At 63.5% G+C, this 25098-nt stretch carries 22 protein-coding genes and 1 riboswitch; of the genes, 5 read left to right on the top strand and 17 right to left on the bottom strand.

The window, feature by feature from the left end; translation table 11 throughout:
- Window positions 1-60 precede the first annotated feature (60 nt).
- Complete coding sequence (locus O7A61_RS17840) at window positions 61-924, top strand: MBL fold metallo-hydrolase (RefSeq protein ID WP_337130913.1); 864 nt, start codon at window positions 61-63, stop codon at window positions 922-924.
- A gap of 16 nt (window positions 925-940) precedes the next feature.
- On the opposite strand, the gene O7A61_RS17835 is transcribed toward O7A61_RS17840, so the two are convergent.
- The 17 genes from O7A61_RS17835 to O7A61_RS17755 all read right to left on the bottom strand — a co-directional run bounded on the left by O7A61_RS17835 (window position 941) and on the right by O7A61_RS17755 (window position 19329).
- Window positions 941-2611, bottom strand: a complete 1671-nt coding sequence (locus O7A61_RS17835) for a ribonuclease J (protein ID WP_337130912.1) — start codon at window positions 2609-2611, stop codon at window positions 941-943.
- A gap of 94 nt (window positions 2612-2705) precedes the next feature.
- Window positions 2706-3527 (bottom strand): biotin--[acetyl-CoA-carboxylase] ligase, encoded by an 822-nt coding sequence (locus O7A61_RS17830; RefSeq protein ID WP_337106484.1) that lies wholly within the window; start codon window positions 3525-3527, stop codon window positions 2706-2708.
- 4 nt (window positions 3528-3531) lie between these two features.
- Window positions 3532-4968: an NADH-quinone oxidoreductase subunit NuoN gene (gene nuoN, locus O7A61_RS17825; protein ID WP_337130911.1), complete on the bottom strand. Its 1437-nt coding sequence runs from the start codon at window positions 4966-4968 to the stop codon at window positions 3532-3534.
- A gap of 19 nt (window positions 4969-4987) precedes the next feature.
- Complete coding sequence (locus tag O7A61_RS17820) at window positions 4988-6493, bottom strand: NADH-quinone oxidoreductase subunit M (protein ID WP_337106486.1); 1506 nt, start codon at window positions 6491-6493, stop codon at window positions 4988-4990.
- Window positions 6493-8466 carry an NADH-quinone oxidoreductase subunit L gene (gene nuoL, locus O7A61_RS17815; RefSeq protein WP_337130910.1) on the bottom strand — a complete coding sequence of 658 codons (1974 nt, stop codon included), beginning with the start codon at window positions 8464-8466 and terminating at the stop codon, window positions 6493-6495. The genes O7A61_RS17820 and nuoL overlap by 1 nt, the downstream gene beginning before the upstream one ends.
- A 10-nt stretch (window positions 8467-8476) precedes the next feature.
- Window positions 8477-8785 carry an NADH-quinone oxidoreductase subunit NuoK gene (gene nuoK, locus O7A61_RS17810; RefSeq protein WP_027145288.1) on the bottom strand — a complete coding sequence of 103 codons (309 nt, stop codon included), beginning with the start codon at window positions 8783-8785 and terminating at the stop codon, window positions 8477-8479.
- A 1-nt stretch (window position 8786) separates the two neighbouring features.
- On the bottom strand, window positions 8787-9407 hold the full coding sequence (locus tag O7A61_RS17805) for an NADH-quinone oxidoreductase subunit J (RefSeq protein ID WP_337130909.1): 621 nt from the start codon (window positions 9405-9407) through the stop codon (window positions 8787-8789).
- Window positions 9408-9531: 124 nt separating this feature from the next.
- Window positions 9532-10023: an NADH-quinone oxidoreductase subunit NuoI gene (gene nuoI / locus O7A61_RS17800; RefSeq protein WP_027025978.1), complete on the bottom strand. Its 492-nt coding sequence runs from the start codon at window positions 10021-10023 to the stop codon at window positions 9532-9534.
- Entirely contained in the window at window positions 10023-11066 is a 1044-nt protein-coding gene (gene nuoH, locus O7A61_RS17795) for an NADH-quinone oxidoreductase subunit NuoH (RefSeq protein WP_023763315.1), read from the bottom strand. The genes nuoI and nuoH overlap by 1 nt, the downstream gene beginning before the upstream one ends.
- Window positions 11067-11068: 2 nt before the next feature.
- On the bottom strand, window positions 11069-13150 hold the full coding sequence (nuoG, locus tag O7A61_RS17790; RefSeq protein WP_337130908.1) for an NADH-quinone oxidoreductase subunit NuoG: 2082 nt from the start codon (window positions 13148-13150) through the stop codon (window positions 11069-11071).
- A 73-nt stretch (window positions 13151-13223) separates the two neighbouring features.
- On the bottom strand, window positions 13224-13919 hold the full coding sequence (locus O7A61_RS17785; protein ID WP_337130907.1) for an NADH-ubiquinone dehydrogenase: 696 nt from the start codon (window positions 13917-13919) through the stop codon (window positions 13224-13226).
- A gap of 66 nt (window positions 13920-13985) precedes the next feature.
- On the bottom strand, window positions 13986-15290 hold the full coding sequence (nuoF, locus tag O7A61_RS17780; protein ID WP_015317342.1) for an NADH-quinone oxidoreductase subunit NuoF: 1305 nt from the start codon (window positions 15288-15290) through the stop codon (window positions 13986-13988).
- Between the two features lie 10 nt (window positions 15291-15300).
- On the bottom strand, window positions 15301-16593 hold the full coding sequence (locus tag O7A61_RS17775; RefSeq protein ID WP_337130906.1) for an NADH-quinone oxidoreductase subunit E: 1293 nt from the start codon (window positions 16591-16593) through the stop codon (window positions 15301-15303).
- A complete protein-coding gene (locus tag O7A61_RS17770) occupies window positions 16594-17784 on the bottom strand; it encodes an NADH-quinone oxidoreductase subunit D (protein WP_337130905.1) in 1191 nt (396 codons plus the stop codon).
- Window positions 17785-18387 (bottom strand): NADH-quinone oxidoreductase subunit C, encoded by a 603-nt coding sequence (locus O7A61_RS17765; protein WP_337130904.1) that lies wholly within the window; start codon window positions 18385-18387, stop codon window positions 17785-17787.
- Window positions 18388-18391: 4 nt separating this feature from the next.
- Window positions 18392-18973 (bottom strand): NuoB/complex I 20 kDa subunit family protein, encoded by a 582-nt coding sequence (locus tag O7A61_RS17760; RefSeq protein ID WP_027145296.1) that lies wholly within the window; start codon window positions 18971-18973, stop codon window positions 18392-18394.
- A complete protein-coding gene (locus tag O7A61_RS17755; RefSeq protein ID WP_010910112.1) occupies window positions 18964-19329 on the bottom strand; it encodes an NADH-quinone oxidoreductase subunit A in 366 nt (121 codons plus the stop codon). Before O7A61_RS17755 ends, O7A61_RS17760 begins: the two co-directional genes overlap by 10 nt.
- A 335-nt stretch (window positions 19330-19664) precedes the next feature.
- Between O7A61_RS17755 and O7A61_RS17750 the strand changes: the two genes are divergently transcribed.
- The 4 genes from O7A61_RS17750 to O7A61_RS17735 form a co-directional block, all read left to right on the top strand.
- On the top strand, window positions 19665-20864 hold the full coding sequence (locus O7A61_RS17750; protein ID WP_337130903.1) for a winged helix-turn-helix domain-containing protein: 1200 nt from the start codon (window positions 19665-19667) through the stop codon (window positions 20862-20864).
- 29 nt (window positions 20865-20893) lie between these two features.
- Window positions 20894-21100, top strand: a riboswitch (cobalamin riboswitch).
- 38 nt (window positions 21101-21138) lie between these two features.
- Window positions 21139-21573 (top strand): DUF1636 family protein, encoded by a 435-nt coding sequence (locus O7A61_RS17745; RefSeq protein ID WP_337130902.1) that lies wholly within the window; start codon window positions 21139-21141, stop codon window positions 21571-21573.
- Window positions 21570-22607, top strand: coding sequence for a cobalamin biosynthesis protein CobW (gene cobW, locus O7A61_RS17740; protein ID WP_337130901.1), 1038 nt, complete (start codon window positions 21570-21572; stop codon window positions 22605-22607). Before O7A61_RS17745 ends, cobW begins: the two co-directional genes overlap by 4 nt.
- Window positions 22608-22625: 18 nt before the next feature.
- The coding region (locus O7A61_RS17735; RefSeq protein ID WP_337130900.1) for a cobaltochelatase subunit CobN at window positions 22626-25098 on the top strand (2473 nt) is incomplete at its 3' end.

Genomic DNA, 25098 nt, shown 5'->3' with positions numbered 1-25098 from the left:
TTTCAGGAAGCGCGCACTGTCGCACCTGTTGCAAACGACATCAGCGAAGTACAAACGGCAATGTCCGGAATCAGCCCTGCCCGCGCCCGCGTGTTCACCTTCGATCTTGGGTCGTTCAAAGTTGCCGCTTTGCTCGACGCCGTCGATATCAGAGACACGCTTGCATCGGCCTTCGCGGCCGGACAGCCGCCGGCGGCCGTGCACGAACTCGCGGTCTCGAATTTCATCGACCCGGACCGCTACGAGCATTGCTTCATCCCGACGCTGATCGACACCGGTTCCGACAAGATCCTGTTCGACACTGGCTGCGGAGATGAAGACAGTTCACTCCTGGACTGCTTGCAGGCCCTTGGGCTCGGCCCCGATGACATCGATGTGGTGGTCATCACGCACGGGCACCCGGACCACATTGGCGGGCTTGTCCGGAAGGGCGAACCGGTTTTCAGCCGGGCGCGCTATGTATTCGGCGCGACGGAATTCGCCTTCTGGACCGAAGGAAATGCGGTGCGCCCGGCCAGGTTGGCCAACCGTGATCTCTTCAGGCGGATTTGCACCGGACTGGCCGATCGCGCGACATTCATAGCGCCTGGAGACGAAGTGGTGCCGGGCATCACCGCCATCGACGCGGCCGGTCACTCACCCGGGCTTTTGGCCTTCCTTGTCGAAAGCGGCGGACAGGAACTGCTGATCTGGTCGGACGCTTTCCTGCACCATGTCGTGTCCATCCAGCATCCGGAGTGGCATGCCGATTTCGACGATGACAAGGAAAGGGCAATCGAGACCCGCAAGCGGCTGCTGAGGATGGCGTCGGAGCGGCGCCTGCTCGTCGCAGGGCATCACATGCCGTTTCCGGGCCTGGGCTATGTCGGGCAGATAGGCGGGTCCTTTCGCTGGATTCCGGTCAGCTATCAGTTGAACGTCTGACCAGCCCCTGCCCCTCTCAACGGGTTACGAAAACAGTCACCAGCGGTTTCTTGCCCCAGGCTTCGTTGGCCGCGCCGCGCACCGCGCGCCGCACCGCCTCCTGCACAAGGTCGAGGTCCTTGCGGCGCTGACGCGGGATCGAATCGACCGCGCCGACGGCCGCATCGATCATCAGGTCCTCGAGCGTCTCGCCACGGGCATCGGCCTCGGCGACGCCGATTGCGACCAGATCTGGATCGCCGGCCAGTTCATACTTATCGTCGAGAACGACATTGACCGCGACATGACCGGCAAAGGACAATTTGCGCCGGTCGCGAATACCCATGGCCCGGTCGGTGCCGATCAGATTGCCGTCCTTGTAGACGCGGCCGAACGGCACCTGGTCGATGATGGTGGCGGGACCTGGCGCCAGCCGCAGCATGTCGCCATCGCGCACCTGCGCCACCTGGCCGATGCCCGACATCGACATCAGCGAACCCTGCGCCACCAGATGCGCGGCCTCGCCGTGTACGGGAACGCCGATCTGCGGGCGCACCCATTCATACATCTTGCGCAGTTCGCTGCGCCGGGGATGGCCGGAGACATGCACCAGCGCATCGCCGTCCTCGATGATCTTGATGCCGAGATCGATCAGGCGGTTCTTGATTTCGAGGATCGCCTTCTCGTTGCCGGGAATGGTGCGCGAAGAAAACACCACGGTGTCGCCCGCCGTCAGCGACACCGATTTCATCTCATCGCGCGACAGTTTCGCCAGCGCCGCCAGCGGCTCGCCCTGGCTGCCGGTGCAGATGATGACCAGGTTCTCGCGCGGGATGAAACCGAAATCCTCCTCGGCGATGAACTCCGGCAGACCGTCCATGTAGCCAAGCTCGTCAGCGACATCGATGACGCGCTTCAGCGAGCGGCCGAGCACCAGGCACTGGCGGCCGGCATCGCGCGCCGCCCGGGCGATCGAGACGATACGTCCGACATTGGAGGAAAAAGTGGTGACGGCGACGCGGCCCTTGGCGGCCTGGATGACACCTTTCAGGCCTTCGCCCACGGCCACTTCCGAGGGTGAATCGCCTTCGCGCAGCGCGTTGGTCGAATCGCAGATCAGCGCCAGCACGCCCTTGTCGCCATAGGCGCGGAAACGCGCCTCATCGGTCTTGGGTCCGATCGTCGGTTCCGGATCGATCTTCCAGTCGCCGGTATGGATGACGGTGCCGGCCGGCGAGGTGATCGCCAGCGACATCGGCTCGGGGATGGAATGCGCCACCGGAATGGCTTCAATCTCGAAGGGACCGACGGTGAACTTTTCGCCGGCCCGGTAGATCGACAGCGGGATCTTCGGTGCGCCCTGCTCGCCCTGCCGCTTGGCTTCCAGCAGCCCGGCGCTGAATGGCGTCATCCAGACCGGCGCCTTCAGCTTCGGCCAGGTGTCGAGCAGCGCACCGTAATGGTCCTCATGCGCGTGAGTGATGATGATGCCGCGCAAATTAGCGAGGTTCTCCTCGATAAAGCGCGTGTCGGGCAGGATCAGGTCGACGCCCGGATGCGCCGCGTCGGGAAAGGTGACGCCGACATCGATCACGATCCACTCGCGCGCGCTCGGCGGGCCGTAGCCGTAGAGGGCGAAGTTCATGCCGATCTCGCCGACGCCGCCAAGCGGCACGAAAACGAGTTCGGCGTTGTCCGCTTTCGCCATGATTTTTCCCTTCATGGCCCTCAGGCCAAGCCGTTAAAGCAATTCCAGCAAAAGTGTCTAACCGTTTTCAGCCCGGAATTGCTCAAGAACAAAACTATACCCGCGCGGACGCGACCGCGCCGAAATGCACATCTCCGGCGGCGACCGTCAAAACGGCTCCCTCATCGTCGCGGATCACGAAACGGCAGTCCTCGTCAATAGTCTCGAACACGCCACGCACCACATTACCGTCAATTCTGACAGCAACCTCAGCACCAAGGCCCGCGGCGCGGGCCAGCCAACGCTTCCTGATGGCTGCAAGGCCACGCCCTTCATCCCAAAGGCGGGCATTCTCGCTCCAGGCATCCGACAGCGCCAGAAACAGCGTTTCGGCATCGCAAGCCGCGCCCAACGCGTGAAGCGATGTCGCGGGATACGGCAAATCCTGCGGGTGCGCCACCACGTTGACACCGATGCCTACCGCCACCGCGAAACGGCCACCATCAAGCATCGCCGACTCCAAGAGGATGCCGGCGAGCTTGGCCCCGGAGGCGAGCACGTCGTTTGGCCATTTCAGCTCGAAGCGGTTCCGTCCCTGGCTCGCACCGTCGAGGCCTATCGCGATGCGGCTCTTCGGCACCACCGCGTCGAGCGCGTCGGCCAGCGCCAGCCCGGCGACAAAGCCAAGCGTCGCGGCAAGGCGAAGCTCGCCGGCGGTGATGACAAGCAGCGTCGCCGCCAGATTGCCTTCCGGCGTTGCCCAGGCACGGCCACGCCGGCCGCGCCCGCTTTCCTGTTTTTTGGAAACGACCCAAAGCTTGCCCGGGTCGCCCGCCCGGGCATGGTCCAGCGCCAGCGCGTTGGTGGAGCCGACACTGTCATGCGCTTCGAGCCGGAACCCTTCCGACGCCGAGGTTGGAGCCAGCCGAAATGCCATCCCGTCAGAAAAATGTCTTGGCGGCGGCTTCGGCATAGGTGCCGATCGGCCCGCCGATCAGCACATAGAAGAGCACGAACGCGCCACTGACGCCGAGCACGACACGCAATTCGCTGGCCATCGGCACGAAGCCGCCGACCGGCTCATCGAACCACATGATCTTGATGATGCGCAGATAATAGTAGGCGCCCACCACCGAGGCCAGCACGCCGATGATCGCCAGCGCGTAGAGATTGGCGTTGATGGCTGCGAGGAAGACGTACCACTTCCCCCAGAAGCCGGCGAGCGGCGGAATGCCGGCCAGCGAGAACATCAGGACCGTCAGGATCGTCGCCATCACAGGGTTGGTCGACGACAGGCCGGCGAGATCGCTGATCTGCTCGACATTGCCTTCCTTGCGCCGCATGGCGAGGATGAAGGCGAAGGTGCCCAACGTCATCACCAGGTAGATCAGCATATAGATGGCGACGCCGCGCACACCGGCCTGGCTGTTGGCGGCGAGGCCGACCAGCGCGTAGCCCATATGGCCGATCGAGGAATAGGCCATCAGCCGCTTGATGTTGGTCTGGCCGATGGCGGCGAAAGCGCCAAGCGCCATCGAGGCGATCGAGATGAAGACGATGATCTGCTGCCAGTCGGAAGCGATCGGCTTGAACGCCCCCATGGTGACGCGCACGATCAGCGCCATCGCCGCCATTTTCGGCGCTGCCGCCAGGAAGGCCGTCACCGGCGTCGGCGCACCTTCATAGACGTCTGGCGTCCACATGTGGAACGGCACCGCCGAGATCTTGAAGGCAAGCCCGGCCAGCACGAAGACGAGGCCGACGACGAGGCCAAGCTGGCGCTCGCCGCCGCCAAGTGCGGTGGCGATCTCCTGGAAACCGGTGTTGCCGGTGTAACCGTAGACCAGGCTGATACCGTAGAGCAGCATGCCCGAGGACAGCGCGCCGAGGACGAAATATTTCAGGCCGGCCTCGGTCGAACGCAGATTGTCGCGATTGATCGCCGCCAGCACGTAGATCGCCAGCGACTGCAGTTCGAGGCCGAGATAGAGCCCGATCATGCCGTTGGCCGAAATCATCAGCATCATGCCGAGCGTGCAAAGCAGGATCAGCACCGGATATTCGAACTTGTCGAAACGCTCCGCCTTGGCAAAGCGCATCGACATGATGAGCGTGACCGCCGAACCGACCAGCGCCAGCACCTTCATGAAGCGGGCGAAGGAATCCTGGATGAAGGCATTGCCATAGGCGGTGCCCTGCCCTGCGTGGAAGATCAGCCAGGCGCCTGCGACCACCAGCACGGCGACGGCAAGGCCGGTCACCGTATTGGCGGTGTTGGAACGCGAATAGGCCCCGACCATCAGCAGCGCGAGCGCGCCGATGGCAAGGATCAGCTCGGGCGTCGAGAGCGACAGGCTGGAGAGAAGGTCCGGCGTCATGGTTCGCAAAACCCCTGGGTCAGTTCGCCGCCGCGGTCTGCGCGGCGCCGATGGATGCGGTGACATTGGTGACGAGCGACTTGACCGATTGGGCCGTCGCGTCGAAGACGGGTGCGGGATAGACGCCGAAGAAGATGACCAGCACGACCAGTGGATAGATGATCGCCTTCTCGCGGGTCGACAGATCGAGCAGTCCCTTCAGGCTGTCCTTGGTCAGTGCGCCGAAGATCACCCGGCGATAGAGCCAAAGCGCGTAGGCGGCCGACAGGATGACGCCGGTGGCGGCGAAGAACGCCACCCAGGTGTTGACGCGGAACACGCCGAGCATAGTCAGGAACTCGCCGACGAAGCCTGACGTGCCAGGCAGGCCGACATTGGCCATGGTGAAGATCATGAACACGGTGGCGTATTTCGGCATGTTGTTGACGAGGCCGCCATAGGCGGCGATCTCGCGGGTATGCATGCGGTCATAGATGACGCCGACGCACAGGAACAGCGCGCCCGAGACCAGGCCGTGGCTGAGCATCTGGAAGATCGCGCCCTGCACGCCTTCCTGGTTCATGGCGAAGATGCCCATGGTGACGAAGCCCATATGGGCGACCGAGGAATAGGCGATCAGCTTCTTCATGTCCTCCTGCATCAGCGCCACCAGCGAGGTGTAGATGATGGCGACGACCGACAGCGTGAACACCAGCGGCGCGAACATCTCGGACGCCAGCGGGAACATCGGCAGGGAGAAGCGCAGGAAGCCGTACCCGCCCATTTTCAGCAGGATGGCGGCCAGGATGACCGAGCCTGCCGTCGGCGCCTCGACATGCGCGTCGGGCAGCCAGGTATGTACCGGCCACATCGGCATCTTCACCGCGAAGGAGGCGAAGAAGGCGAGCCACAACCAGGTCTGCATGTTGGCCGGGAAGCTGTGCGTCAAAAGCGTCGGGATGTCGGTGGTGCCGGACTGGAAGAACATCGCCATGATGGCGAGCAGCATCAGCACCGAGCCGGCCAGCGTATAGAGGAAGAATTTGAACGAGGCGTAGACGCGCCGCTTGCCGCCCCACACGCCGATGATGATGAACATCGGGATCAGGCCGGCTTCGAAGAAGACGTAGAACAGCACGATATCCAACGCGCAGAACACGCCGATCATCAGCGTTTCCAGAAGCAGGAAGGCGATCATGTAGGCCTTGACGCGCTTCTCGATCGCTTCCCACGACGCCAGGATGCAAAGCGGCATCAGGAAGGTCGTCAGGATAACGAACAGCATGGAAATGCCGTCGACGCCTATATGGTAGGAAATGCCGGAGTCCAGCCAGGCGACCTTTTCGACGAACTGGAAGCCGGCCTGCGAATTGTCGAAGCCGGTCCAGATCAACAGCGACACCAGGAAGGTGAATGCCGTGGTTATCAACGCAATGGCGCGGATGTTGCGTCGCGCGTTTTCGCTGTCATCGTTGATGAACAGGATCAGCAGCACACCAACCAGCGGCAGGAAGGTGACCAGCGAGAGGATTGGCCAGGCGGTCATCAGAGCATCATCCAGGTGACGAGTGCGGCAACGCCGATCAGCATGGCGAAGGCATAGTGGTAGAGATAGCCGGTCTGCAGCTTGACGACGCGGTTGGTGACATCGACGACGCGCGCCGAAATGCCGTCCGGCCCGAGCCCATCGATGATGGTCCCGTCACCGGTCTTCCACAGGAAGGAACCGAGGCGCTTGGCCGGCCGCACGAACAGGAAGTCGTAAAGCTCGTCGAAATACCACTTGTTGAGCAGGAAGGCGTAGAGTCCGCGATGCTGGGCAGCGAGATTCCTCGGCATTTCCGGCGACCGGATGTAGAACTGCCAGGCCACCGCGAGCCCTATCAGCATGGCGATGAAGGGCGAGATCTCGACCCAAAGCGGCAGTTCGTGGATCTCGTGCAGGATGTGGTTGTCCGCCAGCGTGAACAGCGACGCCTTCCAGAATTCGGCGTAGCCCTCGCCGATGAAGGCGCCGTGGAAGATGACGCCGGCAAACAAAGCGCCGGCCGCCAGGATGAACAGCGGCACCAGCATCACCGGCGGTGATTCATGGACGTGATGCATCACCTCGTGGCTCGCCCGCGGCTCGCCATGGAAGGTCATGAAGATCAGCCGCCAGGAGTAGAAGGAGGTGAAGCCGGCGGCGATGACCAGGGCCACGAAGGCCAGCCCCGCGACCGAATTGTGCCCGGCAAAGGCCGTCTCGATGATGGCGTCCTTGGAGAAGAAGCCGGCGGTGCCGATGACGGTCACCGGAATGCCGACGCCCGTCAGCGCCAGCGTGCCGATCACCATCATCCAGTAGGTGGTCGGGATCAGCGTCCTCAAGCCGCCCATCTTGCGCATGTCCTGCTCGTCGGAGACGGCATGGATGACCGAGCCCGAGCCAAGGAACAGCAGCGCCTTGAAGAAGGCGTGCGTGAACAGATGGAAGATCGCCGCGCCATAGGCGCCGACGCCGAGCGCCACGAACATGTAGCCGAGCTGCGAGCAGGTCGAATAGGCGATGACGCGCTTGATGTCGTTCTGGACCAGGCCGACGGTCGCCGCGAAGAAGGCGGTGAAGGCACCGATGAAGGTCACCACCGTCAGCGCCGAATGCGACAATTCGAACAGCGGCGACAGCCGCGCCAGCATGAACACGCCGGCGGTCACCATGGTGGCGGCATGGATGAGCGCCGACACCGGCGTCGGGCCTTCCATGGCGTCCGGCAGCCAGGTGTGCAGCGGCACCTGCGCCGACTTGCCCATGGCGCCCATGAACAGCAGCAGGCAGACGACGGTCATCGCCGCCTGCTTGTCCAGAGCATGGCCGAGGAAGGTGAGCACGGCGGCACCCTGCGGCGCGCCTTCAGCAGGGATGAACGTCGCCGCATTGGCGAAGATCGTGCCGAGGTTGACCGAGCCGAACAGCACGAACAGGCCGAAAATGCCGAGCGCGAAGCCGAAATCGCCGACGCGGTTGACGACGAAGGCCTTGATGGCGGCGGCATTGGCCGACGGCTTCTTGTACCAGAAGCCGATCAGCAGGTAGGACGCGAGGCCCACCCCTTCCCAGCCGAAGAACATCTGCACGAGGTTGTCGGCCGTCACCAGCATCAGCATGGCGAAGGTGAACAGCGACAGATAGGCGAAGAATCGCGGCCGGTTCGGATCGTGGTGCATGTAGCCGATCGAATAGATGTGAACCAGCGCCGACACGGTGTTGACCACCACCAGCATCACCACTGTCAGCGTGTCGATCCGCAGCGCCCAGGAGACGTCCAGGCCGCCGGACTGGATCCAGTGCAGCACCGGCACGGTGAACACCTCGCCATGGCCGAAACCGACGCTGAAGAAGGCGACCCATGACAGCACGGCCGCGATCACCAGGAAGCCGGAGGTGATGTATTCGGATGCCTTGGCACCGAGCGACGTGCCGAACAGGCCGACGATCAGGAAGCCGAGCAGTGGAAGGAAGACGATGGCCTGATACATGGTGGTTCCGTCAACCCTTCATGGCGTTCACATCTTCGACCGCGATCGAGCCACGGTTGCGGAAGAAGACGACGAGAATGGCAAGTCCGATTGCGGCTTCAGCCGCCGCGACCGTCAGCACGAACAGCGCGAACACCTGGCCGACCAGATCGCCGAGCGCCGCCGAAAAGGCGACGAAGTTGATATTGACGGCGAGCAGGATCAATTCGATCGACATCAGGATGACGATGATGTTGCGGCGGTTGAGGAAGATGCCGAACACGCCGAGCGTGAACAGGATCGCCGATACGGCCAGATAATGTGCGATGCCGACGACCATCTCAGACTCCTTCGCCCGACTTGACCTTGCGGATTTCCATGCCGGTCGCCGGCGTGCGGCCGACCTGGGCTGCGATCGACTGCCGCTTGACCCCTTCCTTGTGGCGTAGCGTCAGGACGATGGCGCCGATCATGGCAACCAGCAGGATGAGGCCCGAAATCTGGAAGTAATAGAGGTAGTCGGTATAGAGGATGTCGCCGAGTGCTGCCGTGTTCGAGCGCGCGGCGATATCCGGAATGGGCTTTGCGACCGTCGAGGCGAGCTTCGGCGCGAAGGTGTAGCCGCCCAGCACGACAATCAGCTCCGCCGCCAGGATCAGCCCGACCATCGCACCGATCGGCGCGTATTGCAGGGCTCCTTCCTTCATCTCGGCGAAGTCGACATCGAGCATCATGACGACGAACAGAAACAGCACCATGACGGCGCCGACATAGACGACAAGCAGGATCATCGCCAGGAACTCGGCGCCGGTCAGCATGAACAGGCCGGCGGCGTTGAAGAAGGTCAGGATCAGGAACAGCACCGAATGCACGGGGTTGCGTGACGAAATGACCATGAACGCCGATGCCACCGCGACAAAGGCGAAGAGGTAGAAAAAGGCCGCCTCTAGTCCACTCAGCATTGGGGATCCCCCGGGTTCCTGTCCGGACACGACGCTTGCGCCTATCCGATTTTCTGCCGCCGCCTCCGGCTGGCAAGTTGCTTGTCCTTAGACGAGGCCCCTCGCCCCGTCCATGCGTCAAATGTCAGCGATACGGCGCATCCAGCGAGATGTTGCGCGCCAGTTCGCGCTCCCACCGGTCGCCATTCGCCAGCAGCCTGTCCTTGTCGTAGTAGAGTTCCTCGCGCGTCTCCGTCGCGAATTCGAAATTCGGCCCCTCGACGATGGCGTCGACCGGGCAGGCTTCCTGGCAGAAGCCGCAATAGATGCACTTCACCATGTCGATGTCGTAACGCACCGTGCGGCGCGTGCCGTCATTGCGGCGCGGGCCGGCCTCGATGGTGATCGCCTGCGCCGGGCAGATCGCCTCGCACAGCTTGCAGGCGATGCAGCGTTCCTCGCCATTGGGATAGCGGCGCAGCGCATGCTCGCCCCGGAAGCGCGGGCTGATCGGCCCCTTCTCGTGCGGATAGTTGATCGTCTCCTTCGGCGCGAAGAACTGGCGCATCGACAGGAAGAAGGCGCTGACGAAATCCTGCAGCAGCAGCGATTTTGCGGCTTGAGACAAAGCGGACATCACGCAAACCCCGTGATCTTGAGGAAGGCCGCCGTGGCGACGACCATGAACAGCGAGATCGGCAGGAACACTTTCCAGCCCAGCCGCATCAGCTGGTCGTAGCGGTAGCGCGGCACGAAGGCCTTCACCATCGAGATACCGAAGAAGACGAAGCAGACCTTCAGCACGAACCAGATCACGCCGGGCACCCAGGTGAAAGGCGCGAAGTCGAACGGGGGCAGCCAGCCGCCGAGGAACAGGATGGTAGCCAGCGCGCACATCAGCACGATGGCGACATATTCACCGAGGAAGAACAGCAGGAACGGCGTCGACGAATATTCGACCATGTGGCCGGCGACCAGCTCCGATTCGGCTTCGACCAGATCGAAGGGCGGACGGTTCGTCTCGGCCAGCGCCGAGATGAAGAAGATGATGAACATCGGGAACAGCGCCAGCCAGTTCCAGTCGAGGAACGTGTTGGGCAGGCCAAGCCGCGTACCGAGCCCACCCTGCTGCGACAACACGATATCGCTGAGGTTGAGCGAACCGGCGGTGAGCAGCACGGTGACGATGACGAAGCCGATCGAGACTTCATAGGACACCATCTGCGCGGCCGAGCGCAGCGCACCGAGGAACGGATATTTCGAGTTGGACGCCCAGCCGCCCATGATCACGCCGTAGACCTCCAGCGACGAGATGGCGAAGACATAAAGGATGCCGACATTGACGTTGGCGATCGCCCAACCCTGGCTGACCGGAATGACCGCCCAGGCCGAGATCGCCAGCACGGCCGAGACCAGCGGCGCCAGCAGGAAGACGCCCTTGTTGGCGCCTGACGGGATGACCGGTTCCTTGAAGACGAACTTCAACAAATCGGCGAAGGCCTGCAGCGTGCCCCAGGGGCCGACGACGTTCGGGCCGCGGCGAAGCTGCACGGCCGCCCAGATCTTGCGGTCGGCGTAGAGGATGTAGGCGACGAAGATCAGCAGCACGACGATCAGCACGACTGACTTCAGAAGGATCAGCAGCGCCGGCAGCACGTAGAAGGAGAAGAAGGTGTCCATGCTTATTCCGCCGCCTGCTTGAAGCCGCTCTTGGCCAGTGCCGAGCATTCCGCCATCACGGCCGATGCCCGCGCGATCGGATTGGTCAGATAGAAGTCCTTGACCGGCGAGGTGAAGGTGCCCTTGTTCAGCCGCCCGCCGAGCTTCGCGAGCCTGGCGATGTCTTCGGCATTACCAGCCGCGACCTGGTCGATGCGGGCGAGATGCGGGTATTCGCCATAGAGCTTGGCACGCAGTTGCGGCAGCGAATCGAACGGCAGTTTCTTGCCCAGCACATCGGACAGTGCCCTGAGGATCGCCCAGTCCTCGCGCGCATCGCCCGGCGCGAAGCCGGCGCGGTTGGTCTGCTGCACGCGCCCTTCCGTGTTGACATAGGTGGCCGACTTTTCGGTATAGGCCGCCGCCGGCAGGATGACATTGGCGCGGTGCGCGCCGGCGTCGCCATGCGTGCCGACATAGACGACGAAGGCGCCGCCGGTCTTGCTCATGTCGATCTCGTCGGCACCGAGCAGGAACAGCACGTCCGTCTCACCCAGCATGCCGGCAACGGCCTTGCCGCCCTCGCCCGGCACGAAACCGAGGTCGAGGCCGCCGACGCGCGCGGCTGCAGTGTGCAGCACGGCGAAGCCGTTCCAGTCGGCGCGGGTAGCATTCACGGCAGCGGCGAGCCTGGCCGCCTGGCCGAGCACGGCCGCGCCATCGGCGCGCGCCAGGGCGCCCTGACCGACGATGATCAGCGGGTGTGTCGCCTTCTTCAGCGTCTGGAAGAACTTGCCGTTGCCATCCGCCAGATCCTTCAGCGAATCCGGCCCGGCACCCAGCTGTTCGTAGTCATAGCGCGTGTCGCCGACTTCGCCGATGACGCCGACCGGCAGATTGCCGAGACGCCAGCGCTTGCGGATGCGGGCATTGAGCACCGAAGCCTCGAAGCGCGGATTGGCGCCGATGATCAGCACCGCGTCCGCCTGCTCGATGCCTTCGATGGTCGGGTTGAAGATATAGCTGGCGCGTCCGAGCGCCGGATCGAGCGCGGCGCCATCCTGGCGGCAATCGATGTTCTTCGAACCGAGCGAAGCCATCAAAAGCTTCAGCGCAAAGATTTCCTCGACCGCCGCGAGATCACCTGCGATCGCGCCGATCTTCTCAGGCGTCGTCTTCGACACCGCGTCCTTGATCGATGCGAACGCTTCGGCCCAGCTCGCCGGAACCAGCTTGCCGTCCTTGCGCACATAGGGGCGGTCGAGGCGCTGCGTGCGCAGGCCGTCCCAAATGAAGCGGGTCTTGTCGGAAATCCATTCCTCGTTCACGGCCTCGTTGATGCGCGGCAGGATGCGCATCACTTCGCGCCCACGGCTATCGACACGGATCGCCGAGCCGACAGCATCCATGACATCGATGGATTCGGTCTTGGTCAGCTCCCACGGCCGCGCCTGGAAGGCGAAAGGCTTCGAGGTCAGCGCGCCGACCGGGCAGAGATCGATGACATTGCCCTGCAGTTCCGAGGTCATTGCCTGCTCGAGATAGGTAGTGATCTCGGCATCCTCGCCACGGCCGATCAGGCCAAGTTCGGAAATGCCGGCTACCTCGGTGGTGAAGCGGACGCAACGCGTGCAGTGGATGCAACGGTTCATCACCGTCTTGACCAGCGGACCGATATACTTGTCTTCCACCGCGCGCTTGTTCTCGTGGTAGCGCGAGGAATCGACGCCGAAGGCCATCGCCTGGTCCTGCAGGTCGCACTCGCCGCCCTGGTCGCAGATCGGGCAATCCAGCGGGTGGTTGATCAGCAGGAATTCCATCACGCCTTCCCGAGCCTTCTTGACCATGGGCGTGTTGGTGAAGATTTCCGGCGGCTCGCCGTTCGGACCGGGGCGCAGGTCGCGCACGCCCATGGCGCAGGAGGCCTGCGGCTTGGGCGGCCCGCCCTTCACCTCGATCAGGCACATGCGGCAATTGCCGGCGATCGACAGCCGCTCGTGGAAGCAGAAGCGCGGCACTTCCGCGCCCGCGTCCTCGGCCGCCTGCAGCAGCGTGTAATGGTCGGGTACAGTGATTTCTTTCCCGTCGACCTTGAGCTTTGCCATTCGTCTCAAACCCCTGCGGATTTCCCGCAATCTCATTTCCCGGGCGCGACAGAAGCAGCGCCCGACATTCCGTTTACTTCTTGGCGGCCAGCGCCGCGGCCTGGACAGTCCAGCAGTCGCGGCCGATACGGCCGTTGAACGACAGATAATCGTCGACCCAGGCGATCTCTTGCGGCGACCATGCCGCGATCTGGGCGAACGTCCAGATACCGAGACCGTTCAGCACTTTTTCCAGCTTCGGACCGATGCCCGATATCGCCTTGAGGTCGGACGGCTTCGCCGGCTTCGCCATGGCCTTGGGCTGACGGAAATCCTCGGGCAGCAGCACATCGGCGGCCTCGCTTGTTGCCGGAGCGACGCTTGCGGTCGGCGCGATGATGGCGGCTTCCCTGGTTGCGATATCGGTGACTTCCTGGGCGAACGACTGCGCCTCGGCAATCATGGTCTTCGCCGTCGCCCGCGCCCTGGTGGACGACGAGTTCGCGTCCTCGAATTGCTCGACGCGTGCTTCGAAATCGTCGATCAGCGGCTGCATGAGGCGCTGTGACGCCTCGGCGGCCCCCGAAAGCGCGCCCATCCAGACGCCGAACGCATGATTGGCGAGCCCCATGCCAAGCGCCGACATCGCCACCGCACCCGCGACAGGGTGCGCGAAAAGGTTGACGGCGTTGGCCATCTCCTTCGGCAGCATCCTGGTCAGGTCTTGGTTCATCTTCTCGATCTGGTCCAAATTGGGCATCAATGGGTAGGGTGTCGAATACGGCGCCATAGAGTTCTCCTGGTCGATTCTTCGTTCGTCCCGCCCCGTCTTCTTCCCGAGTTCAAAAGTTTTTTTTTATTCCGCCGCCACCATCACCGGTTCGGCCCGGTGCGCGTTGCGCGAAAATTCGTCGATACGCCGCTCCACCTCGCCGCGGAAATGCCGCATCAGGCCCTGGATCGGCCATGCCGCCGCATCGCCCAGCGCGCAGATCGTGTGGCCCTCGACCTGCTTGGTGACGTCGAGCAGCATGTCGATCTCGCGCTTCTGCGCCTCGCCGCGCACCAGCCGCTCCATCACCCGCCACATCCAGCCGGTGCCTTCGCGGCACGGCGTACACTGGCCGCAGCTTTCATGCTTGTAGAAGTAGGAAAGCCGCGCGATCGCCTTCACGACATCGGTCGACTTGTCCATGACGATGACGGCCGCCGTGCCGAGGCCGGATTTAAGATCGCGCAACGCGTCGAAATCCATCGGCGTGTCGATGATCTGCTCCGCCGGCACCAGCGGCACCGAGGCGCCGCCCGGAATGACCGCGAGCAGATTGTCCCAGCCGCCGCGGATACCGCCGCAATGCGTCTCGATCAGTTCGCGGAACGGAATCGACATCGCCTCTTCGACGGTGCACGGATTGTTGACGTGGCCGGAGACGCAGAACAGCTTGGTGCCGACATTGTTGGGCCGGCCGAAGGACGAGAACCACGCCGCCCCTCGGCGCAGGATGGTCGGTGCCACCGCGATCGATTCGACATTGTTGACCGTCGTGGGGCAGCCATAGAGGCCGACATTGGCCGGAAATGGCGGCTTCAGCCGGGGCTGGCCCTTCTTGCCTTCAAGGCTTTCCAGCAGCGCCGTTTCCTCGCCGCAGATATAGGCGCCGGCGCCGTGATGCATATAGATTTCGAAATCGTAGCCCGACGTATTGTTCTTGCCGATCAGCTTGGCCTCGTAGGCCTCCTCGATCGCCCGCTGCAGCGCCTCGCGCTCGCGGATGAATTCGCCGCGTACATAGATGTAGGCGGCAATCGCGCCCATGGCGAAGCCGGCCAGGAACGCGCCTTCGACCAGCGTGTGCGGGTCGTTGCGCAGGATATCGCGGTCCTTGCAGGTGCCGGGCTCGGATTCGTCGGCATTGATGACGAGATAGCTCGGCCGGCCGTCGCTCTGCTTGGGCATGAACGACCATTTCAGCCCGGTCGGAAAGCCGGCCCCGCCGCGTCCGCGCAGGCCCGACGCCTTCATCTCGTTGACGATCCACTCACGCCCCTTGGCGACGATGCCGGGCGTGTTGTCCCAGGCGCCGCGCGCCATGGCACCGGCCAGCGACTTGTCGAAGAGGCCGTAGATATTGGTGAAGATGCGGTCTTTGTCCTGAAGCATTTTTCGTCCCTCAGACCGGCTTCTTGCCGAAGACGCGGATGTATTCGGCGACGCCGCCCTTGGCGAGCGCCTTGGCTTGGCGGACCCAGTCGTCGCGGTCGATGCGGCCCTGGAAGGAGAGATAGCCGTCGACCCACTCTCGTTCGGCCTTCTTCCACGACGCGACCTGCGCGAAGGTGAAGATGCCCAGCGTGTGCAGGATACCCTCGATCTTCGGACCGACCCCGGAGATCAGCTTGAGATCGTCGACCGCAGCCGGCCTGTCGATACCGGCCGGACGGTTCTTGTCCTCCAGCGATGGTTTTGCCGGCTTTGCGGCTGGCACCTTGGCTTCCGGCGCCTTGAAGGCCGATGCCGGTTCGGCCCTGACCGTCGGTCCACTGCGCTGCTTGGAGACCTTCTCCACTTCCGGCGCCGCCTTGTTGGCATTGGCGGCCGAATGCAGCGGCGCAGAAACGCTCGCCGCCTTCTCCGTCGCCGGCGCCACCTTGGCCTTTGAAGGCGTCTTCAACGCCGGGCTGGTCTCGGGCGCGTCTGTCTTCGGCTTGCTGGCATTGGATGGCGCGACAGGGGCGTCAGGAGCACCAGCCGCCGGTGGCGGCACCGGCGCCGCGATGATCGCGCCGGGTGCTGCCTTTGCAGCCTTGGCTGCTTCCCGGGCCTCCCGGTCGCGGGTCGACTTGAGGATCGCCTTTTCGCTCTTCAGCGTCGTCAAACCGGCGGCCGGCTCCGAGCCTGTACGGCCATTCTGCGGTCCGGGCGCCACCGAGGCCCCCTTGCCGGCATCGTAGAGATCGATGATTTCGGCCAGACGCTCGGGCGTCAGATCCTCGAACGTGTCCTTGAACACCATGACCATCGGCGCGTTGACGCAGGCGCCGAGGCACTCCACCTCCTCCCACGACAAGGTGCCCTTGTCATTGGTGTGGAACTGGTCGTGGTGGATTTTCGAGCGGCACACATCCATCAGCGCTTCCGAGCCGCGCAGCATGCACGGCGTGGTGCCGCAAACCTGGATGTGCGCGCGGGTACCAACGGGATTCAACTGGTACTGCGTGTAGAAGGTCGCGACCTCGAGCCCGCGGATGCGGGGCATGTCGAGCATGTCGGAGATGGTCTCGATCGCTGCTTTGGTGACCCAGCCTTCCTGCTCCTGCGCAAGCATCAAAAGCGGAATGATCGCCGACTGCTCGCGGCCCTTGGGATACTTCTTGATCCATTGCTTGGCAGCCGCCGCGTTCGCCCGGTTGAAGGCGAAGGAGGCTGGCTGGACGCTGGCTTCTGCGAGACGGCGGACTGACATTTAGCGATCGACCTCACCAAACACGATGTCGAGGGAGCCAAGAACGGCGGTGACGTCGGCCAGCAGGTGGCCGCGGCAGAGGAAATCCATGGCTTGCAGATGCGCGAAACCAGGTGCGCGCAGCTTGCAGCGGTAGGGCTTGTTGGTGCCGTCGGAGACCAGATAGACGCCGAACTCGCCCTTCGGCGCCTCGACCGCCGCATAGACCTCGCCGGCCGGCACGCGATAGCCTTCGGTGTAGAGTTTGAAGTGATGGATCAGCGCTTCCATCGAGCGCTTCATCGCGGCGCGCTTGGGCGGCACCACCTTGCCGTCGAGGTTCGACACCGGACCGGTGCTCTCCTTGCCGAGCAGCAGATCGACGCATTGGCGCATGATCCGCGCCGACTGGCGCATTTCTTCCATGCGCAAGAGATAACGGTCGAAGCAGTCGCCGTTCTTGCCGATCGGGATGTCGAAATCCATTTCCGAATAGCATTCATAGGGCTGCGACTTGCGCAGGTCCCAAGGCGAACCCGAGCCGCGCACCATGACGCCCGAAAAGCCCCAGGCCCAGGCGTCGGCCAGCGAAACAATGCCGATATCGACATTTCGCTGCTTGAAGATGCGGTTGCCGGTGAGCAGCTTGTCGAGGTCATCGAGCGATTTCAGGAACGGGTCGATCCATTTGCCGATGTCCTCGACCAGTTGGCGCGGCAGGTCCTGGTGGACACCGCCGGGGCGGAAATAGGCCGCATGCATGCGCGAGCCGGACGCACGCTCATAAAACACCATCAGCTTTTCGCGCTCGACGAAACCCCACAGCGGCGGCGTCAGCGCGCCGACGTCCATCGCCTGCGTCGTCACATTGAGGATGTGCGACATGATGCGGCCGATTTCGCAATAGAGCACGCGGATCAATTGGCCGCGCCTCGGCACCTCGATGTCGAGCAGGCGCTCGGCGGCGAGCGCGAAGGCATGCTCCTGGTTCATCGGGGCGCAATAGTCGAGCCGGTCGAGATAAGGCACCGCCTGCAGATAGGTCTTGGCCTCGATCAGCTTTTCCGTACCACGATGCAGCAGGCCGATATGCGGATCCACGCGATCGACGACTTCGCCGTCGAGTTCGAGAACCAATCTCAAAACACCATGCGCCGCAGGGTGTTGAGGGCCGAAATTGATGTTGAAATTGCGGACGGAGGTTTCAGCCATTTACTGCTTTGCCTTCTCATCCCCGGGCAGCACATAGTCGGTGCCTTCCCACGGGGAAAGAAAATCGAAATTGCGGAATTCCTGCTTGAGCTCGACCGGCTCATAGATCACGCGCTTGGCCTCGTCGTCGTAGCGCACTTCGACGAAACCGGTCAGCGGGAAATCCTTGCGCAGCGGATGGCCTTCGAACCCGTAATCGGTCAGCAGGCGACGCAGGTCGGGGTGGCCCGAGAACAGCACGCCATAGAGATCGTAGGTCTCGCGCTCGAACCAGTCGGCGCCTGGATAAACGCCGGTGATCGACGGCACCATCGTCTCTTCGTCGGCCTGCACCTTGACCCGGATGCGGACATTCTGTTTCGGCGACAGCAGATGGTAGACGACGTCGAAGCGCTTGGCCCGCGACGGATAGTCGGCGCCGCAGATATCGATGATCGAGATGAACTGGCAGCGGGCATCGTCGCGCAGGAAAGTCATCACTTCGACCAGGTCGCGCGGCTCGACATTGATGGAGAGCTCGCCATAGGCGAGCACCGCGTCATTGACGCGGCCGATCAGCTTCTCGCCGAGATAGGTCGACAGTTCGCTAAGGGATGCGGCCATGGATTTACCGTTCGATCGTGCCGGTGCGGCGGATCTTCTTCTGCAGCAGAAGAATGCCGTAGAGCAGGGCTTCGGCGCTCGGCGGGCAGCCGGGCACATAGATGTCGACCGGCACGACCCGGTCGCAGCCGCGCACCACCGAATAGGAATAGTGGTAGTAGCCGCCGCCATTGGCGCAGGAGCCCATCGAGATGACGTAGCGCGGCTCCGGCATCTGGTCGTAGACCTTGCGCAACGCCGGCGCCATCTTGTTGGTCAGAGTGCCGGCCACGATCATGATGTCGGACTGGCGCGGAGACGCGCGCGGCGCGACACCGAAGCGCTCCGAATCGTAGCGCGGCATCGAGGTGTGGATCATCTCGACCGCGCAGCACGCCAGACCGAAGGTCATGAACATCAGCGAACCGCTGCGCGCCCAGGTGATCAGCGCCTCGGTCGAGGTGACCAGAAAACCCTTGTCGGCAAGCTCGTTGTTGATTTCGAGGAAGAAGGGATCGTCCTCCCCCACCGGCTTGCCGGTGTTGGGATCAATGATACCCTTGGGCTTCGGCGCGACGAGGGTGCCTGAACTGTCGTTCAATCCCATTCCAGCGCTCCTTTTTTCCATTCATAGGCAAAGCCGATGGTCAGCACTGCCAAAAACACCATCATTGACCAGAAACCGAGCATGCCAATCTTCGAGAAGGACACCGCCCAAGGGAAGAGGAAGGCTACTTCCAGGTCGAAGATGATGAACAGGATCGACACCAGGTAGAAGCGGATGTCGAATTTCATGCGGGCGTCGTCGAACGAGTTGAATCCGCATTCATAGGCGGACAGCTTCTCGGGATCCGGGTTGCGGTAGGCTACTAGGAACGGCGCGGCCAGCAGCGCCAGACCGACCACCAGCGCCACGCCAATAAACAGGACGATGGGCAGGTACGAACTGAGGAGTGCGTTCATGCAGCGGCTTTCCGTTGGCGCCAATCCACGTTGATTACAGCACCGGACCTTAATGCGGAAGCGTGACAGTTTAACCGCTGAACCGTTTTAAGGAGCCTATGCTGCAACGCGGCGAGGGTTAGCGCAGCACTTCCAGCGAAGCAAGTCAAACCTTGTTCAAAACACCGAGCTGGACGGCAATCCGGGAGAAACTGGTCCCATACGCTCCTGTTTGATTTCCTTCGCACTTTACTCCACTTTTTTCTCCTGACACGGTTGCCGCCAAAACCCTGCTAGCATGGGCTGGAATCACGCCTTGCAACGACGCCAGACAGGTCCATCAGGGACGCATCCGCATGAAGGAAAAGATCTCGCTTGCCGCCGCCCGGCGCATTGCGCTTGCCGCTCAAGGATTTCTCGATCCCCGCCCAGCCGGCACGCCCGACCGCCGCCATTTCGCCCGCGTTCTGTCCCGCACCGGCCTGCTGCAGATCGATTCCGTCAGTGCGGTGGTTCGTGCCCATTACATGCCGCTCTATTCGCGTCTTGGCCCCTATCCCCTCGCTTTGCTCGACAACGCCGCCGTGACCCGCAAGCGCACGGTCTTCGAATACTGGGCGCATGAGGCCTCGTTCCTGCCGGTCGAAACCTACCCGCTGATGCGCTGGCGCATGCAGCGCGCCGAGCAAGGCGATGAAATGTATCTGGGGCTGGCCAAATGGGGCCGCGAGCACGCCGCCTACATAGAAGAGATCTACCGCGAGGTCGTCCAGCGCGGCCCGGTCGCCGCTTCCGCGCTGGAGGGCCAGAAAGGCTCCGGCGGCTGGTGGGGCTGGAGCCACGCCAAGCATGCCTTCGAATGGCTGTTCTGGGCCGGGCGCATCACCACGGCGCACCGGCGCGGCTTCGAGCGCTTTTACGACCTGCCAGAGCGCGTGCTGCCGCAGGCGATTCTCGACCTGCCAGTACCGGGCGCCGAGGATGCACATCGTGAATTGCTGCGCATCTCCGCCCGCGCCCACGGCATCGCGACATCGGGCGACCTGCGCGACTATTTTCGACTCTCCCCCGCCGACATGAAAGGCCGGCTGGAGGAATTGGTCGAACTCGGCGAGTTGCTGCCGGTCCGCGTCGAGGGCTGGGACAAGCCGGCTTACCTCTATAGGGACGCGCGATTGCCACGCAAGATCGAGGCCCGCGCCCTGCTGGCGCCGTTCGACCCCGTTGTCTTCGAGCGCTCGCGCTCAGAGCGGCTGTTCAATTTTCACTACCGGATCGAGATCTACACGCCGGCCGACAAGCGCCAATACGGCTATTATGTCCTGCCCTTCTTGCTCGGCGACAGGATCGTGGCGCGCGTCGACCTCAAGGCAGACCGGCCGGCAAGTGTCCTGCGTGCTCATGCTGCTTACGCCGAGCCCGGCGCACCGCCCGATACCGCCGCTCAGCTTTTCGAGGAATTGAAGCAGATGCAGGGCTGGCTTGGCCTCGAACGCATCGAAGTGACGCCTGCCGGCGACCTGGGCCCGGCGCTGTCCGACATCGCGGTGTCGTAAGCTCGCGTTGACACCGCTGCCCGCAAGAGCCTAAATCGGATCCAGACGGTCTCCTCTCGGCAAAGGGAGGAGCCAAGAGGGAATGCGGTGCGGGATTGAAAATCCCAAATCCGCGGCTGTCCCCGCAACTGTGAGCGAAGAGCCAAGGCCGAAAGCCACTGGGATTGTCCCGGGAAGGCGGCTACCCAAGGCGATGACCCGCGAGCCAGGAGACCTGCCGTCTGGAATGCTAGTATCCGATCGCCCGGCGGGTTTTCCGGGCAAGGAGCCTGATTTGGATCGCGACAGCAGTTTTTCGGCTGAAACAACGGACATTTCGTCCGGCGAGGATGATTCCCTGGCCAGTATCACTGTCATCGTCTGCGCCTCCTGTCGCGACGAGAGCGGCTCGGACGCCCATCCCCGGGCCGGCGAACTTTTGGCCGAAGATACGCGCCAAGCCGCCTCGGGCGACAACATCCGCATCCGCACCGTCGAATGCCTCGGCAATTGCAAACGCCGACTGAGCGCCGCGATCCTGCGTGACGGCTGCTGGAGCTATGTTTTCGGCGATCTGACCACGACCAGCGGCGCCGATCTCGTCACCGGCGCGAAACTCTTCGCCACCTCCAGCGACGGCCTCATTCCCTGGCGGGGCCGGCCCGACAGCCTCAAGCGCGGCCTCGTTGCCCGCATCCCTCCCCCCGACATGCTGAAAGACTTGATATGACCGCATCCGTTTCCCGCGTTCCCTGCACCGTCGTCACCGGCTTCCTCGGCGCCGGCAAGACGACCCTTGTCCGCCATCTCCTGGAAAACGCCGGCGGCAAGCGTATCGCGATCATTGTCAACGAGTTCGGCGACATCGGCATCGACGGCGAGATCCTCAAGGGCTGCGGCATCGACACCTGCCCCGAGGAAAACATCGTCGAGCTGGCCAATGGCTGCATCTGCTGCACCGTCGCCGACGATTTCGTGCCGGCGCTCGACCAGATCCTGTCGCTGACGCCGAAGGTCGACCATATCCTGATCGAAACCTCGGGCCTCGCTTTGCCCAAGCCGCTGGTCCAGGCCTTCCAGTGGCCGACAGTGAAGAGCCGGGTAACCGTCGATGGCGTCATCGCCGTGGTCGACGGTCCCGCACTTGCCGAAGGCCGCGTCGCCAACGACATGGACGCCCTGCAGGCGCAGCGCGCCGGGGATGAAAGCCTCGACCATGATGATCCTGTCGAGGAGGTGTTCGAGGATCAGATCGCCTGCGCCGACCTGATCATCCTGTCGAAGAGCGACCTGATGGACGCCGAGGGCTCAGCCCGCGCCCATGCCATCATTGGCGAACACTCCGCCCGCGCCGTAAAGATCGTGCCGACGTCTCATGGCAAGGTCGATCCCTCGGTGCTGCTCGGGCTTGGTCTCGCCGTCGAGGACGACATCGAGAACCGCAAATCCCATCACGACGGCGCATTCGACCACGAGCATGATGACTTCGACACGTTCATCGTCGACATCCCATCGATCGCCAATCCGGACGAACTGGCAAAACGCGTCGCCGCCGCCGCCGAACAGGAAAACGTGCTGCGGGTGAAAGGCTTCGTCGAGGTCGGTGGCAAGCCGATGCGGCTCCTGCTGCAGGCCGTCGGCCCGCGCGTCAATCATTACTACGACCGGGCCTGGACCGCCGGGGACGACCGCCGCTCGCGCCTCGTCGTCATCGGCCTCAAGGGGCTGAACCGTCCGGCGATCGAACGTATCCTCGCCGGCTGATTTCAGGCACGGGCCGCGATGCACATCCTCACCACGACCTCCGCCTCGCTCGACGACCTCGCCGAGCCTGTCGATCTCCGGCAGGCGCCGGCGGATATCGTTGCCTTGTCCTTCACCGACAGCGATCTCGCCGGACTGGCGGCGGCATGGAAGGCCGACGCCGATCGCCTGCCGTCGATGCGGCTCGCCGCACTGCGCGACCTGCGCCATCCCATGTCCGTGGATCTCTGGATCGACAGCGTCGCCAGCCATGCCAAGGTGATCCTGGTGCGCATCCTCGGCGGCTACGACTGGTGGCGCTATGGCTGCGACCAACTCGCGGCAATCGCCCGCGAGCGCGGCATAAGACTGGCGCTGCTTCCGGGTGAAAGCCATGACGAGGATCTCAGGCTGATCGAAGCCTCGACGCTGCCGCGCGCCGAACTCGACGGCCTGCTCGGCTATTTCCGCGAGGGCGGCCCGGCCAATATGAGCGCCCTGGTGCACAGGCTGGCAGGCCTGGCTGGACAAGATATGCCCGTCGCCAGTCCGGTCAGCGTGCCGAAAGCTGGTTACTATCAATCTGGATTGGGGGTCGCAGAACAGCCGGACCTTTCAAATGCCAGCACTCCCATCATCCCGATTCTCTTCTACCGATCGATGCTGCTTGCAGCCGATGTCGCCCCGATCGATGCGCTGGCCGAGGCTTTACACTCCCAGGGACTGGCACCGGTCCCGATCTTCGTTTCCAGTCTCAAGGATCCGGTGTCCCTGGCGTTCGTCGAAAATACCATCGCATCGCTGAAACCCGCCGCCATCATCACCGCGACCGCTTTCGCTTCTGGCGCCGAGCCCGGCGTGGAAACCCCGTTCGACCGCGCCGGCGTGCCTGTCTTCCAGGTCATCGTCGGCACCACGCGCCGCGACGTGTGGGAAAACAATCAGCGGGGACTGGCGCCCGCCGACCTTGCCATGCATGTCGTGCTGCCCGAACTCGATGGCCGCATCCTTGCCGGCGCCATCTCTTTCAAGAGCGAGAGCGATGTCGACCCGGCGCTGGGCCACCGCGCCTTGGCCAACCGGCCGGAAATGGATCGTGTTGAGCAAGTGGCTAGGCGCGTAGCGGCCTTCATCCGTCTGCAGCAGACCCCGCGCGCCGAACGCAAGCTGGCGATCCTCATTCCCGATTACCCCAGCGCCCCTGGCCGCACCGGCTATGCGGTCGGGCTGGATGTGCCGTCCAGCGTGATCGCCATGCTGCGGGACTTTAAGCAACAAGGATATGCCGTTGAAGGGATTCCACAAACGCCGCGTGAATTGCTGGATTTGTTGGCGCGCGGCGACGATGGGCTGAGGCTGGACGACTATCACTCCTTTTCGACAGAGTTGCTGGCAACGGCAATTGCTGCGGTAGAGGCTGTTTGGGGCGGAGCGGAAGATGAGACAGGTCTTCGCGAGGCGCCCCCCTCTGTCCTGCCGGACATCTCCCCCTCAAGGGGGGAGATCGAGCCCTCATCACCGTTTTCGCCAATCCCCACTGTCGCAGAGGCGAGCGGAGCCCCGAAGCTGCCAATCTCCCCCCTAGAGGGGGAGATGTCCGGCAGGACAGAGGGGGGCGCCTCGCGAAGACCTTCGCTGTCAGGCAAAAAACACTTCGCCTTCCGCGCCGCGCATTTCGGCAACATCACCGTCGCACTCGCCCCCGACCGCGGCCATTCCGCGGACCGCCGCGCCGACTACCACGACCCGACACTGCCTCCGCGCCACGCTTTGATCGCGTTCGGCCTGTGGCTGCGCAAATCGCTCGGCGTCCACGCTGTCATCCATGTCGGCGCCCACGGCACGCTGGAATGGCTGCCCGGCAAGACCGTCGCGCTTTCGCAAGCCTGCTTCCCCGAGATCGTCACCGGCTCCCTGCCCGTCATCTATCCCTTCATAGTCTCCAACCCCGGCGAAGCGGCACAGGCCAAACGGCGCATTGCCGCGGTCACCCTTGGTCATCTGCCGCCGCCGCTGACAGGCGCCGGACTGGACGAGGACCAGCAACGGCTCGAACGGCTGGTCGACGAATACGCCCAGGCCGACGGCCTCGACCGCCGCCGCCGCGACCGTCTCGCCAGGCTGATTGTCGAAACCGCGCAAAAGACCGGTGTCGCCTCTGAAGCCGGCATCGCCAAAACCCATGCGCCCGACGAAGCGCTGCGCCGCATCGATGCCTGGCTCTGCGACCTCAAGGATTTCGCCATCAAGGACGGGCTGCATATCTATGGCCGCGTCCCAGACGACGAGCCCGACCCCATGCGCAGGCAGAGCGCCGATGCCGAGAAGACCGCGCTGCTCGCCGCGCTCGATGGCCGTCACGTCAAGGCGGGCCCGGCCGGAGCGCCCGCGCGCGGGCGCTCCGATGTCTTGCCAACCGGCCGCAACCTGTTCACCTCGGACCCGCGCACCATGCCGACTCCGACCGCCTATGATCTTGGCAAGGTGGCTGCCGAGGAAGTGGTGCGCGCCT

The sequence above is a fragment of the Mesorhizobium sp. Cs1321R2N1 genome, assembly GCF_037179725.1.
Taxonomy (GTDB): Bacteria; Pseudomonadota; Alphaproteobacteria; order Rhizobiales; family Rhizobiaceae; genus Mesorhizobium; species Mesorhizobium salmacidum.
The sequence above is the reverse complement of the archived record's forward strand: the minus strand, read 5'-3'. Positions and strand labels throughout refer to the sequence as shown.